This is a genomic window from Halomonas sp. G15 (assembly GCF_021282295.1).
Lineage (GTDB): Bacteria > Pseudomonadota > Gammaproteobacteria > Pseudomonadales > Halomonadaceae > Halomonas > Halomonas alimentaria.
In genome coordinates this window covers 1-13,505 of the sequence record NZ_JAJSPA010000028.1, presented here as the reverse complement: position 1 = coordinate 13,505, position 13,505 = coordinate 1, and the positions used below count along the sequence as shown (strand labels likewise).

Annotated in this window: 11 protein-coding genes; 8 read left to right on the top strand and 3 right to left on the bottom strand. The window is 66.7% G+C overall.

Features of this window, described 5'->3' with window-relative positions; translation table 11 throughout:
* The first annotated feature begins 90 nt into the window (after nt 1–90).
* A complete protein-coding gene (locus LWH48_RS12900; protein ID WP_232912892.1) occupies nt 91–948 on the top strand; it encodes an alpha/beta fold hydrolase in 858 nt (285 codons plus the stop codon).
* Here the strand turns inward: LWH48_RS12900 and LWH48_RS12895 are convergent.
* Nucleotides 943–2,580, bottom strand: coding sequence for a phospholipase D family protein (locus tag LWH48_RS12895; protein WP_232912891.1), 1,638 nt, complete (start codon nt 2,578–2,580; stop codon nt 943–945). The two genes, LWH48_RS12900 and LWH48_RS12895, sit on opposite strands and share 6 nt — an antisense overlap.
* Nucleotides 2,581–2,687: 107 nt before the next feature.
* Here LWH48_RS12895 and LWH48_RS12890 point away from each other — a divergent pair, with 107 nt between their 5' ends.
* The 7 genes from LWH48_RS12890 (at nt 2,688) to LWH48_RS12860 (ending at nt 11,246) form a co-directional block, all read left to right on the top strand.
* Nucleotides 2,688–3,812, top strand: a complete 1,125-nt coding sequence (locus tag LWH48_RS12890; RefSeq protein WP_232912890.1) for an ABC transporter permease — start codon at nt 2,688–2,690, stop codon at nt 3,810–3,812.
* Nucleotides 3,813–3,817: 5 nt separating this feature from the next.
* A complete protein-coding gene (locus LWH48_RS12885) occupies nt 3,818–4,600 on the top strand; it encodes an ABC transporter ATP-binding protein (RefSeq protein ID WP_031217758.1) in 783 nt (260 codons plus the stop codon).
* Between the two features lie 2 nt (nt 4,601–4,602).
* Complete coding sequence (locus LWH48_RS12880) at nt 4,603–5,541, top strand: MlaD family protein (RefSeq protein WP_023005165.1); 939 nt, start codon at nt 4,603–4,605, stop codon at nt 5,539–5,541.
* 56 nt (nt 5,542–5,597) lie between these two features.
* On the top strand, nt 5,598–6,209 hold the full coding sequence (locus LWH48_RS12875) for an ABC-type transport auxiliary lipoprotein family protein (RefSeq protein WP_176760213.1): 612 nt from the start codon (nt 5,598–5,600) through the stop codon (nt 6,207–6,209).
* Nucleotides 6,210–6,371: 162 nt separating this feature from the next.
* On the top strand, nt 6,372–7,403 hold the full coding sequence (locus LWH48_RS12870) for an HlyD family efflux transporter periplasmic adaptor subunit (protein ID WP_232912889.1): 1,032 nt from the start codon (nt 6,372–6,374) through the stop codon (nt 7,401–7,403).
* Complete coding sequence (gene rbbA / locus LWH48_RS12865; protein ID WP_232912888.1) at nt 7,400–10,129, top strand: ribosome-associated ATPase/putative transporter RbbA; 2,730 nt, start codon at nt 7,400–7,402, stop codon at nt 10,127–10,129. Before LWH48_RS12870 ends, rbbA begins: the two co-directional genes overlap by 4 nt.
* A 1-nt stretch (nt 10,130) precedes the next feature.
* Entirely contained in the window at nt 10,131–11,246 is a 1,116-nt protein-coding gene (locus tag LWH48_RS12860; protein WP_232912887.1) for an ABC transporter permease, read from the top strand.
* 3 nt (nt 11,247–11,249) lie between these two features.
* On the opposite strand, the gene LWH48_RS12855 is transcribed toward LWH48_RS12860, so the two are convergent.
* Nucleotides 11,250–12,092, bottom strand: coding sequence for a fructosamine kinase family protein (locus LWH48_RS12855; RefSeq protein ID WP_232912886.1), 843 nt, complete (start codon nt 12,090–12,092; stop codon nt 11,250–11,252).
* Between the two features lie 162 nt (nt 12,093–12,254).
* The gene (locus LWH48_RS12850; RefSeq protein ID WP_232912885.1) at nt 12,255–13,253 is read right to left on the bottom strand and encodes a lipid A deacylase LpxR family protein; all 999 of its coding nucleotides are present in this window, start codon (nt 13,251–13,253) and stop codon (nt 12,255–12,257) included.
* Nucleotides 13,254–13,505 lie beyond the last annotated feature (252 nt).

Genomic DNA, 13,505 nt, shown 5'->3' with positions numbered 1-13,505 from the left:
ATACATTGTCGCATGTTCGCGGATCGATTCCACCTTATCATCGAGGAACAATATGGCATATTGTAGTATCCCCGGTGGCAGAGGCGCAGCATGCAGCAGCTTGAGTGGATCAATGTAGACGCTCTCGACGTGGCGGTAAGGGTCTGGCACCCCGACGCGCCCCGTACCCTGGTGGCCTGGCACGGCCTCGCCCGTCACGGCGGCGACTTCGCCGCCCTCGCCCGCCGCCTGGGGCCCGAGTGGCGCGTGCTGGCGCCGGATACCCCGGGGCGCGGCCTCTCTACCTGGTCGCCCCGGCCCGAACGCGACTACACCTACGCCCGCTATGCCGAGGTCGCCGTGGCGCTGCTCGACCACTTCGCCCTCGAACGCGTGGCCTGGCTGGGCACCTCCATGGGCGGCCTGCTGGGCCTGCGCCTGGCCGCCGAGCCCGCCACCGCCACACGCATCGCACGCCTGGTGCTCAACGACATCGGCCCCGAGCTCGAACCGGCAGGGCTGAGCGAACTGGGCGAGTACTTCTCACGTCCCCACGAGTTCACGAGCTTCCGCGACCTCGAGGCGGAGCTGCGCCATCACTACGCGGGTTTCGGCATCGCCGATGACGACGGCTGGCGCCGCCTGGCCCTGGAGAGCGCCCGGCGCCTGCCGGACGGACGCTGGAGCTTCCATTACGACCCGGCCATCACCGCACAGTTTGCCAACGACACGCCCCGCGACCTGTGGGCCGACTGGGCCAGCCTGGGCTGTCCGGCGATGGTGATTCGCGGCGCCCACTCGCCGCTGCTCGCCGCCAACACGGTGCAACGCATGGCGGAAACCCAGCCGGGCCTGGTCAGCCTGGAGGCGGCCGGCTGCGGCCATGCCCCCTTCCTGGATCGCGACGACCAGGTCACCGCCATTGCCGACTTCCTGGCGTGCCACACTCCCCAGCGCCGAGAGCTATAGCAACCACTCGATGGGCAGCAGCGAGATCAGGAAGACGCCCAGCCGTTTCAACCTGCCGGTGTTGGGTTCCGTGTCGTGGCGAATCACCCGCCCATCGCGCTGCTCGATCCAGTAGAGATCCCCCTCACGATCCAGGCGCACCTCGTAGGCGCTGGAGGGGATCCCGGTTTCGAAGGTGGCATCGATCTGCCGAGCCAGTGCCGGGCTCTCGATGATGAACCCCAGCTCGGTGTTCAGGTGGGCCGAGCGAGGATCGAAGTTGAACGACCCCACGAACGCCCGCTCGCCATCCACGGCGAAGGTCTTGGCATGCAGGCTGGCCCCGGAACTACCGAAGGGGCCGGCCCTCAGCCCGTCACCCTGGTGGTTGCTGCCACGGTGCATCTCGTAGAGCCTGACTCCCGCTTCGAGCAGGGCCTTGCGCCGCTTGGCATAACCGGCGTGCACGGCGATGACATCGGTGGCCTCCAGGGCATTGGTCAGCACCCGCACCCGAATGCCCTGGCGTGCCTGGCGAACCAGGGCTGCCGTGCCGGCCTCGGCGGGCACGAAATAGGGGGAAACCAGCGCCACAGAGGCCTCGGCATCGCTGAGCAGGCGCTCCAGCTCATGGAACAGCAGCCCCTCGTCACTCGCCTGCCCAAGCCCCTTGGCGGGATCATCGCTGAGCATGTGAACCGGGCTCCACTCCAGTTCGAGCTCTCCGGCGACCAGCTTCTGCACGAGCTCGGTCTCCGCTACGGCCTGCATGTAGCGATCCGCCTCGGGATCACGGGACTCCTCGTCGGCCGCCCTGGCGAGCCGCTCGAGTCCTTCGGGGTCGGCTCCCGACAGGATGCGCGCCACCGGATAGGCCGAGGCACTGCGCCAGTAACGATCGAAGTCCGTGGAGACCTCATCGACCACATCGCCGACGGCCAGCACATCCAGATCCGAGAAGTGCACCTCCTCGGTGGCGGCGAAGTACTCGTCGGCGATATTGCGCCCACCGATGATCGAGACCTGGTTGTCGGCGATGAAGGCCTTGTTGTGCATGCGCCGGTTGGCCCGGGAGAAATCGGTCAGGAAGCCGAGCCACTTGGGGGAGCGCACCACGAAGGGGTTGAAGAGCCGGATCTGGATATTGGGGTGGCTGGCCAGCGCCGCCAGCTCCGCATCGATCCCCGCGGTGCCGCTGTCATCGAGCAGCAGGCGCACCCTGACCCCCCGGTCGGCGGCCGCATGCAGCGCCTCCAGCAACAGCACGCCGGTGATATCGGGACGCCAAATATAGTACTGCAGATCCAGGGTGCGCTCCGCCGCCTTGGCCAAGACCATCCTGGCGGCGAAGGCATCGGTGGGACTGGCCAGGGGATGGATACCGCTCAGGCCGGGATGTTCAGCGACCCGCGGCGCCAGGGCCTGGCCGAGCCGCGTGGCGCGGCTCTGCTCCTCGTCCAGCGCCGATGATTCGAGCCGACCCTCGAGGGAGGGCAGCGAGCAGCCACCGAGCAGCGCCAGCAGGCCCAGCCACGCAAGACCCCGGGCCAGGGTGAGATGTGTCGTGATGGTAGCGCTCCTGTCCGGCGGTGGATCGTTGCGGTATGATCCATCCCTGCACGCCCGTCGGCAACCACCACTTGCTAGATCCAAGCCCACTCGCCCCGACTTCGCGAGACGACAAGGCGTGGCCAACTTACATACAAGCGTGTGCAGTGATAGTATCTGGTGACACGCCGAATGCGAGCTCCCCCTCGACCATGACCGAACCGGGCCACATCGACCAGCAGGACGACCGCCTGGCCATCAGCGGTGACTGGATTCTCCCCCACTACGCCACGCTGAAGCGTCGGGTCGAGGGCCTGGCGAAGATACGCGAGCCCTCCTCGCTGGGCATCGATCTCTCGCAAATCGCTGACCTGGATACCGCCGGTGCCACCCTGCTGATGGAGCTGGTCGGCAGCGAGCAACTCGCCGCCATCGATGACTGGGCTCCCGCGCTTCCTGCGCCCCGTCGCGCCCTGCTGCGTACCCTGGGTGAGGCCATGGTGGGACACTCGCCTCCCGCACTGCGGCCGGCACGCCCGGTGCGTGATTTCCTGGCCGAGACCGGCCAGCGGGTCGACGGCCTCTGGCAGCAGCAACGCCAGCTGCTCGGCTTCATCGGCCTGACCCTCGCCACCCTGGCCGCCACCCTCTGGCACCCGCGTCGCTGGCGGCCCACCGCGGTGGTGGCCCAGGTCCACCAGACCGGCCTCAATGCCCTGCCCATCGTCGCCCTCCTCACCTTCCTGGTGGGTGCGGTGGTGGCCTTCCTCGGCGCCACGGTGCTGCGCGACTTCGGCGCTACTATCTACACCGTCAACCTGGTCGCCTTCGCTTTCCTGCGCGAGTTCGGCGTACTGCTGGCCGCCATCCTGCTCGCCGGTCGCACCGCCAGCGCCTTCACCGCCCAGCTCGGCGCCATGAAGGCCAACGAGGAGCTCGACGCCATCCGCACCCTGGGCCTCGATCCCATGGAGCTGCTGGTACTGCCGCGGGTGCTGGCATTGATGCTGACGCTGCCGATTCTCACCTTCGTGGGCATGCTCAGCGGCATCCTCGGCGGGGCGCTGGTCTGCCTGGTGGCCCTGGACATCTCGGCGGTGCAGTTTGTCGCCATCCTCGAGCGGGATATCGCCGTGCAGCACTTCCTGGTGGGCATCGGCAAGGCCCCGCTGTTCGCCTTCGTGGTCGCGGTGATCGGCTGCCTCGAGGGCTTCAAGGTGAGCGGCAGCGCCCAGTCGGTGGGCGAGCACACCACCTCCAGCGTGGTGCAGTCCATCTTCATGGTGATACTGCTCGATGCGCTGGCGGCGCTGTTCTGCATGGAGATGGGCTGGTGAGTGAGATGCCGCCACCGCTGATTCGCGTACGCGACCTGGAGAACCGCTTCGGTCGCCATGTCGTCCACCAGGGGCTGGACCTGGACCTCTACCCGGGCGAGGTCCTCGGCGTGGTCGGTGGCTCCGGCACCGGCAAGTCGGTACTGCTGCGCAGCATCGTCGGGCTGCACCGCCCCAGCGCCGGACGCATCGAAGTGTTCGGCGAGGACTTGCAGCGTCTCTCGCCCCGGGACCGCTCCCGGGTGGAGCGCCGCTTCGGGGTGCTCTTCCAGCGCGGGGCACTGTTCACGTCGCTGACCCTGCAGGAAAACGTTGCCCTGCCGCTGATCGAGCACATCGGGCTTTCCCGCACCGATGCCGAGGGCCTGGCCCGGGTCAAGCTCGCCCTGGCCGGACTACCCGCCAAGGCGGCGATCCAGTACCCCGCCGAGCTCTCCGGAGGCATGATCAAACGCGCCGCCCTGGCCCGGGCCCTGGCGCTGGACCCCGAGGTGCTGTTCCTGGACGAACCCACCGCCGGCCTGGACCCGATCGGCGCGGCGGCCTTCGACCAGCTGCTGCTGACCCTGCGCGACGCCTTGGGCCTGAGCGTGTTCCTGGTCACCCACGACCTGGACACCCTCTACACGGCCTGCGACCGGGTGGCGGTGCTGGCTCAGGGCCGCGTGCTGGTGGCCGGTCGCCTCGAGAGCGTGGCGGCCACCGAGGACGCCTGGATTCACGACTACTTTCACGGCCCACGGGGCCGCGCGGCCGAAGGCGCCGCTCGCACCGCCAAGGAGAGTTGACCATGGAGCCTCGCGCTCACCATGTGCTGATCGGCCTGTTCACCGTGCTCGCCCTGGGTGGCGCGCTGCTGTTCGCGCTGTGGCTCGGCAAGTCCAGTGTCGACCGTGACTATGCCTGGTATGAGGTCGGCTTCAACCGTGCCGTCAGCGGACTGGCGGAGGGCAACGCCGTGAACTATAGCGGCATCGAGGTAGGCAATGTGGTCGAACTGCGCCTCGATCCCCAGGATCCTCGCCAGGTGCGGGCGCTGATCCGCGTCTACGGCGACATCCCCATCAAGGCCGACACCCGCGCCAGCCTGGCCCTGGCCAATATCACCGGCAGCATGAACATCCAGCTCTCCGGCGGAACCCCGGAGAGCGAGCGCCTGGAGGGCGACCGCGACGACCCGCCATTGATCCAGGCAGACCCCTCGCCGCTGAGCTCGCTGCTCAGCAACAGCGAACAGCTGATGATCCGCTTCAATCGCCTGCTCGATGGCGCCAGCGAGCTGCTCTCCGACGACAACGTCGCGCACCTGTCGCGGAGCCTGGCCAACCTGGAGCAGGCCACCGCCCGCCTCTCCGGCGACGAGCTCGACCTGGCTGCCCTCGGCGAGCGCGTCGAAGCCACCCTGATCCAGGCCGAGGCGACGCTTGCGACCTACGCCCGGCTTGGCGAGCGTGCCGACCGATTGCTCGACGCGGAGGGCCAGCGCACCCTGAGCCGCGCCGAACGCGCCATGGCCTCCCTGGAAGAGGGTGCCGGCCGGCTGGCCCGCCTGACCGCCGACCACGAACAGGATATCGCCCAGGGGCTGCAGGGCATCGGCGAGCTCGATCCTGCCATGCGGGAACTGCACGCCGCGCTGCGCGCCCTCAACCGCCTGGTGCGGCGCCTCGAGGAGAGCCCCGCCGACGCCCTGCTGGGCCGCGACCCGCTGCCCCAATACGACCCTTGAAAGTACGATCCTTGAAAGTACACCCCTTGAACGCACACGCCATGAGAGTCCAGCCCATGAGCCCACGCCACCTTGCCCCCACGCTGCTGGCCCTGCTGCTGGTGCTTGCGGCCGGCTGCACGATCCTGCCCGAGCGCGAGCCCCAGCGGCTGTTCGCCCTGCCCGGGGGTACCGATATCGATGCCTCGGGCCCGACCACAAGCGCTACCCTGCGCATCGATTCGCTTACCGCCAGCGCGCCTCACGGCGGCAACCAGCTGCTGGTGATGCCCGCCCCGGACGAATACGAGGCCTGGGCCGGCGTGCGCTGGCGGGACGATGCCCCACGACTCCTTCAGGAGCGACTGCTCGAGGCCTTTCGTCATGCGGGACGCCTGGACGGCGTCATCGACGATAACAGCAACGCACGCAGCGACGCGGTCCTGAGCGGCCATATTGCCGCCTTTCACCTGCGCCTCGACGGCGATACTCGCCGGGCCGTGGTGCGCCTGGACGCCCAGTTGATCGACGAATCCAGTCGCAAGCTGCTGGCCAGCCGCCGCTTCGAGACCATGGCCGAGGCCAGCGACGCCACGCCCGAGGCGGCGGTGATGTCCTTCGGTGTGGCAAGCGATGAGCTCGCCGAAGTTCTGACAGGCTGGGCGATAGAGGTTCTGGAGGACCAGTAGATCATCAGGATGCCACAGCTCCTTGATATAGCTCACGGCACCTCCGGCGGATAACGTGTATCATCAAGGGAGTTAACGTGTATCATCAAGGGAGTTCCAGGAATGGGGAGAATCGGCATGGGCAACCGCGTTACCGGGCGCTTGCTGAAGGTGGTCCTTGTCATGGCAGCGCTTGCCTTGCTGGCAGGGGTAGCCTGGTGGGCGCTGCAGCCGGAAACCGAGCATCCGGGCCTGACATCGGGAAATGGCCGAATTGAAGCCACCGAGATCGATGTTGCCACGCGGCTTCCCGGTCGCCTTGCCGAGGTACTGGTCGATGAAGGCGAGATCGTCGAGCCCGGCCAAGCAGTTGCCCGCATGGATACCGCAACCCTGGAGGCCGAGCTCGCCCAGGCCCGGGCCCAGAGGCGCCGCGCCGAGAATGCCCTGGAAACGGCCCGGGCCATGGTGGCACTCCGCGAGAGCGAGCTGAGCGCCGCTCAGGCGGTGGTCAGCCAACGCCAGGCCGAGCTCGAGGCGGCGCGCAAACGCTACGAGCGCGCCGCCAGCCTGGTGGACCGTAATGCCATCTCGCGACAACAGTTCGATGACACCCTGGCCGCCTGGCAGAGCCAGCAGGCGGCCCTGGCCTCGGCCAATGCCCAGGTGCTCTCCGCCCGTGCCGCCATCCGCGCCACCGAATCCCAGGTGATCGAGGCCCAGTCCCAGGTTGAGGCCAGTGAAGCAACCCTGACGCGCATCCAGGCCGACCTGGATGACAGCGTGCTGACGGCGGACCGCCTGGCCCGCGTGCAGTACCGCATTACCGAACCCGGCGAGGTGCTGGGGGCCGGGGGCAAGGTGCTCAACCTGGTTGATCTCACCAATGTCTACATGACCTTCTTCCTGCCTACCCGAGAGGCGGGCCGGGTGGCCATCGGCGACGAGGCCCGCCTGGTGCTGGACGCCGCGCCGGAATACGTGATCCCCGCGCGTGTCAGCTACGTGGCCAGCGTCGCCCAGTTCACCCCCAAGAGCGTGGAGACCGAGAGCGAGCGAGAGAAGCTGATGTTCCGCGTGCGCGCCAGGATCGATCCCGAACTGTTGCGCCGTCATATCGAACAGGTCAAGACCGGGCTGCCGGGCCTGGCCTACCTGAAGCTCGACGACGCAGCCAACTGGCCCGACACCCTCGAGATCCGAGTCACGCCATGAGTCCGCAGCAGGCAGCTCAGGTCGCCAGCATCGCGGGGGTAACCCAGCGCTACGGCGAAATCCTCGCCCTGGACAATATCAGCCTGGACCTTCCGGCCGGCCAGATGGTCGGCCTGATCGGCCCCGACGGGGTGGGCAAGTCCAGCCTGCTGGCGCTGCTCGCCGGGGCTCGACGCCTGCAGCAGGGTCGAATCGTGGTACTCGGCGGTGACATGCGCGATGGCCACCACCGCCGCCTGACTTGCCCGCGCATCGCCTATATGCCCCAGGGACTGGGTCGGAACCTCTACCCCACCCTATCGGTACGCGAAAATCTCGAGTTCTTCGGCAGGCTGTTCGGTCAGGATGGCGCCGAACGGGATCGGCGTATCGCGACACTGACCCGCGCCACGGGGCTGGCTTCCTTTACTGAGCGACCGGCGGCCAAGCTCTCCGGCGGCATGAAACAGAAGCTGGGGCTGTGCTGTGCGCTGATCCACGACCCAGACCTGCTGATCCTCGACGAACCCACCACCGGCGTCGACCCGCTATCACGCAGTCAGTTCTGGGCGCTGATCGCAAGCATCCGCAGAGCGCGCCCGGAAATGAGCGTGATCGTTGCCACCGCCTATATGGATGAGGCCCAGCACTTCGATCACCTGGTCGCCATGGATGCCGGCCGGCCACTGGCCAGCGGGTCGCCTGCAGAGTTACTGGAACGCACCGGGACGCACGATCTGGAGAACGCGTTCATCGGCTTGCTGCCCGAGGCGAGGCGCCGCCAGCATCACCCCATCAGCATCCCGCAACGCACCGCCAGCGACAGCATCGCCATCGCGGCCCGCGGGCTGACCAAGCGCTTCGGCCACTTCACCGCCGTTGACAGCGTGGACTTCCGCATCGAGCGTGGTGAGATCTTCGGTTTCCTGGGCTCCAACGGCTGCGGCAAGAGCACCACCATGAAGATGCTCACCGGCCTGCTGCCGGCAAGCGAAGGCGAGGCCGAGCTGTTCGGCCAGCGGGTCGATCCCCGGGATCTGGCGACCCGACGCCGGGTGGGCTACATGTCCCAGGCATTCTCCCTGTATGGCGAGCTAAGTGTGCGCCAGAACCTCGCCCTGCACGCGCGGCTCTTCCATCTGCCCCAGGCTGAACACGAGGCGCGTATCGAGGAGATGCTCGAGCGCTTCGCATTGACAGTGGTTGCCGACAGCCTGTCGGGTGGGCTGCCGCTGGGCATTCGGCAGCGGCTCTCCCTGGCCGTGGCCGTGCTGCACCGTCCCGAGATCCTGATCCTCGACGAGCCTACCTCCGGAGTCGACCCGGTGGCCCGGGATGCCTTCTGGCGCGAACTGGTCAGGCTCTCGCGTGAAGAGGGCGTGACCATCTTCATCTCCACCCACTTCATGAACGAGGCTCAGCGCTGCGATCGGATCTCGCTGATGCACGCGGGGCGTGTACTGGCCTGTGACACTCCCGAGGCGCTGCGCAAGGAGCGCGGTACCGACACCCTCGAGGAGGCCTTTATCGCCTGGCTGGAGGAGGCCTCCGATGAGCCTCCCGCCGACCTGCAGGCCACGCCCCAGGCAACCGAGACGTCGGGCTCCCATCGTGACCCGCCGGTCTTCAGTCTCAAACGCCTGATGAGCTACGCCCGGCGGGAGAGCATGGAGCTGCGCCGCGACCCGCTGCGCGGCATCCTGGCCCTGTTTGGCACCGTGCTGCTGATGTTCATCATCGGCTACGGCATCAGCCTGGATGTCGAGAACCTCGACTATGCGGTCCTAGACCACGACCAGACCACCACCAGCCAGGCCTATGTCCTCAACCTGTCCGGTTCGCGCTACTTCACCGAGCGCCCGGCACTGACCAACCAGGCCGAGATGGAGTCTCGGATGCGCAGCGGCGATATCAGCCTGGCGGTGGAGATCCCGCCCGGCTTCGGCCGAGACCTCAAGCGCGGCGCGACTCCCGAGATTGCCTTCTGGATCGACGGGGCCATGCCCACCCGAGCCGATACCATCAAGGGCTACGCCCTGGGCCTGCACACTAACTACCTGCAGACCCTGGCTCGCGAGTCGGGGGCTCCCGTGGCAGTCCCGGGCGTGGAGATCGCCCTTCGCTACCGCTACAACCCCGACGTGGAGAGTCTGCCCGCCATGGTGCCGGCGGTGATTCCGCTACTGCTGATGATGATTCCGGCCATGCTCACCGCGCTCGGCGTGGTGCGCGAGAAGGAGATGGGGTCGATCACCAACTTCTATGTCACGCCGGTCACCCGTACCGAGTTCCTGCTCGGCAAGCAGCTGCCCTACGTGGCCATGGGCATGATCAACTTCGTTACCCTGGTGGCGCTTTCCGTGTGGGTCTTTCGGGTGCCGGTGAGCGGCAGCCTGGCAACCCTTGGCCTGGCCGCTCTACTCTATCTGCTGTGTGCCACCGGCCTGGGGCTGCTGATCTCCTCGCTACTACGCAGCCAGATAGCTGCCATCTTCGGCACCGCGGTTCTCACCCTGATCCCAGCGGTGCAATTCTCGGGGATGCTTCATCCGGTCTCGGCCATGGAGGGCATCAGTGCCCTGATCGGCCAGGCCTACCCCACCACGCACTTCCTGATCATCACACGGGGAGTGTTCTCCAAGGCCCTGGGCTTCACCGAGCTGTGGCCCTACTTCGTGCCGCTGCTGGTGGCGATTCCGCTACTGACGCTGGCCAGCGTGGCCGGCCTGCGCGACCAGGAGAAATAAAATGCCATCACTGGGCAATATCCTGCAGCTGGGGATCAAGGAGCTGCGCAGCCTGGCCGGGGACCCGGCGATGGTACTGCTGATCCTCTATGCCTTCAGCCTGGATATCCATACCAGCGCCACGGCCGTCCCCGAGTCGCCGCATCGCGCCACCGTCGGGGTGGTGAACGAAGACGCCTCGGCCCTCTCCTGGCGGCTGATCGACGCCCTGCAAATGCCCTACTTCCTACCCCCCGAATCAATTACCCGGGAACAGATGGACACTGGCATGGATAGTGGTCGCTTTACCTTCACCCTGGACATTCCCCCCGACTTCCAGCGCGACCTGCTAGGTGGGCGCGGTGCCGAAATCCAGCTCAACGTCGACGCCACCCAGGTCTCCCAGGCCTTTACCGGCGCCGGCCATATACAGCAGATCATGAACGCCGAGGTGGTCGAGTTCCTGGCCCGCCACCGCGCCGAACCGGTCATGCCGGTGGAGGCGGTGATACGCACCGCCTACAACCCCAACCTGGATCGTGCCTGGTTCGGTGCGATCAACTCGGTGATCGACCAGATCACCATGCTGTCGATCATCCTCACCGGGGCTGCGCTGATCCGCGAACGCGAGCACGGCACCATCGAGCACCTGCTGGTAATGCCGGTCACGCCACTGGAGATTATGCTGGCCAAGGTATGGTCCATGGCCGCTGTAGTGCTGGTCGCCTCGGCGCTGGCCCTGCGCCTGGTAGTCCAGGGCTGGCTGGAGGTGCCGGTGCGAGGCTCGGTGGAACTGTTCCTGCTCGGCGCCGCTCTGCACCTTTTCGCCACCACCTCCATGGGCATCCTGTTCGGCACCCTGGCCCGTTCGATGCCTCAGCTGGGCCTGCTGATCATCCTGGTGCTGATCCCGCTACAGATCCTCTCCGGTGGCATGACACCCCGCGAGAGCATGCCCGAGCTGGTGCAGCAGATCATGCTCGCTGCCCCCACCACCCACTTCATCCAACTGGCCCAGGCGGTGCTGTTCCGCGGCGCCGGGGTCGCGGTTATCTGGCCCCAACTGCTGGCCCTGGCCGCCATCGGTGCCGGCTTCTTCGTGATTGCCCTGTCACGCCTGCGTCGCTCGCTGCAGTAACATTCACGATATGCCGGCCTCCAGCCGCGCTACCGCACGTTCCACGGCTCCACGATAGCCGCCGCCGAACAGCAGCAGGTGGTTGAGCAGCGGGTAGAGCTGGAACAGCGTCTCGCAGCGCGGCCACTCCACTGGTGGCTCGCCATCCCAGTAGGCCTCGAGGAAGGCCTCGCCCGGTGCACCGAACAGGGTCAGCATCGCCAGGTCCACCTCCGGGTAGTGGCGATAGACCGCCGGGTCGATCAGCGCGGGTCCCGACGGAGTGAAGAGTACGTTGCCTGACCACAGGTCACCATGCACCAGGCTCGCCGGGGCGTCAGGCAGCCATGCCTCCAGGCCGTGGGCGATGGCCTCCACCCGGGTGCGCAATCGATGATCGAGTAGACCTTTCGCATGGCACGCCTCGGCCAGCGGCAGCAGCCGACGCTCGCGCTGGAAGGCACGGCCATCGGAGAGCGGCGCATTGGGCTGGGGAGTCCGCCCGCAGGCGTTGTCACAAGGCCAGCCATGGGACTCGCCGGTAGCCTCATGCAACCGTCGCAATCCCTCGCCCAGTGCCACCGGATCACGGCGACCGGGTGCCGCCTCAAGCGCCTCCATCACCAGCCAGCCATCGCCTTCGGCCAGCACCTCGGGCACCACCAGCCCCGAGCCTGCCGCAGCCAGGGCACGCAGCCCATCGGCCTCACCCGCCAGGCGCTCGGCGGCGTCGCGCTTGACCACCACCTCGCCACGGTCGGTGGCCAGGCGATAGACCGCGGCGATATCGCCACCCGAGAGCGGCTCGAGCTCACCTCTCGGCGTCAGCCCGGCTGCGGCCAGGCAGCTCTGCAGACTCGACTCCATCTGTCTCCTCCCGTCATGGCCAGGAGCCCCAGGCTTGCCGTCGTGGCGATGGGCGTCAAGGGGCGGCGTCTTCCTGATGATCGCCCTGTCGCGGCCGCGTCGCTCGCTGCAGTGAGGGGCTTACGCCAACACCGCCGCTTCGGACTTATCGATGGCGACCGTTCAGAACCAGCGCGACAGGGTGAGCGACCCGAAGGCGTGGTGGGCATTCTGGGAGGCAAATTCCTTGGTGCGCCAGGCGTGAGCCAGGGAGAGCTGCCAGCGATCCCAGGAGAGCGTCACGCCGATCAATGCATCCCCCACCCACTCCTCGCGATCCACCGAGTGGCTATCCTCGAAGGTATTGCCGTCGAGCAGCAGGTTGTGGGCTATGTAGCGCCCCTCCAGAGAGGCGAAGGCACTCCAGTTGAAGTCCTGGTCGGGTCGAAAGTATGACCAGCCGCCCTGGGCCGGGGCGATGGCCGGGATGCCGAAGCTGGCATCGAGGTTGGAGCCGAGACGCAACCCGAGGCCCGAGGCGGCGTAGGTGTAGAGGTTCCCCAACGCGAAGCCCAGCCGGGGACCGTACTCCAGGTCGAGCCCCGCCACTGAAGCGCGATCGATCCAGGCGTGCTTGTAGGCCAGGTTGACCACCGGCTCGTTATTCAGCTGATGATCCCAGCCACGCGGCTTGTCCGCGGCGATGACCTCGTGGAACTCGCGCTGGAGCAACTCGGCCCCCGAGGCCGGCCCCACCAGGCCAACATCTAGGTTGAGGCTTCGCGCTTCCCGCCAGCCAGCATGTGGCACGTTATCGAAGAGCGAGATACCGCCCAGCAACAGGCCCGCATAGGGGCGGTCGTCCTCGACCAGGCGGGGGATTCGGATCTCCTCGGGGGTATACATCTGGTGTGTCAGACGATACGCCCCGCCATCCAGCCCGCTGTCACGCCAGCCCGGTAGGATGGCGGCGACCCGGTGAAGCCAGTGCTGCGCCTCGGGTTCGAATGACCAGATGGCTTCGACCCCGTTGGTATAGTGCCCATCCGAATCGCTGAAGACGGAATAGCTGTCGTTCTCGGATTTAATCGTCAGCAACCCCGATGCCGGTTGCTGCGCATGCACAAGCGACGTCAATCCAAGCAGCAACCCACCCAATACCCAGGCTCGTACCTGCACCATGCGGCCCCTTTTATATACAAACAGAAATGTATTTTTAACGCTAATAATATCGCAACTGATGACCGGATCAACAATCAACACCCGACGGCGCCTGGGCGCTCACGGCAAATCGAAGAGCAGGACCTCTAAAGTGGACCCCATCGTCAAGACAGAAAACGTCCCGATTTAAGTTATCGTCTCGGCCTTGGCTGCAGCTGCACAGCGCTGCCCTGTGTCATGGTCCTGAGCGGTGTCACGTTGATGACCAAAGTG

Excerpts from the sequence above, each read along its gene's own strand:
- LWH48_RS12900 (WP_232912892.1), top strand. The coding sequence starts at position 91 with ATGCAGCAGCTTGAGTGGATCAATGTAGACGCTCTCGACGTGGCGGTA.
- LWH48_RS12890 (WP_232912890.1), top strand. The coding sequence starts at position 2,688 with ATGACCGAACCGGGCCACATCGACCAGCAGGACGACCGCCTGGCCATC.
- LWH48_RS12885 (WP_031217758.1), top strand. The coding sequence starts at position 3,818 with ATGCCGCCACCGCTGATTCGCGTACGCGACCTGGAGAACCGCTTCGGT.
- LWH48_RS12880 (WP_023005165.1), top strand. The coding sequence starts at position 4,603 with ATGGAGCCTCGCGCTCACCATGTGCTGATCGGCCTGTTCACCGTGCTC.
- LWH48_RS12875 (WP_176760213.1), top strand. The coding sequence starts at position 5,598 with ATGAGCCCACGCCACCTTGCCCCCACGCTGCTGGCCCTGCTGCTGGTG.
- LWH48_RS12870 (WP_232912889.1), top strand. The coding sequence starts at position 6,372 with ATGGCAGCGCTTGCCTTGCTGGCAGGGGTAGCCTGGTGGGCGCTGCAG.
- rbbA (WP_232912888.1), top strand. The coding sequence starts at position 7,400 with ATGAGTCCGCAGCAGGCAGCTCAGGTCGCCAGCATCGCGGGGGTAACC.
- LWH48_RS12860 (WP_232912887.1), top strand. The coding sequence starts at position 10,131 with ATGCCATCACTGGGCAATATCCTGCAGCTGGGGATCAAGGAGCTGCGC.
- LWH48_RS12855 (WP_232912886.1), bottom strand. The coding sequence starts at position 12,092 with ATGGAGTCGAGTCTGCAGAGCTGCCTGGCCGCAGCCGGGCTGACGCCG.
- LWH48_RS12850 (WP_232912885.1), bottom strand. The coding sequence starts at position 13,253 with ATGGTGCAGGTACGAGCCTGGGTATTGGGTGGGTTGCTGCTTGGATTG.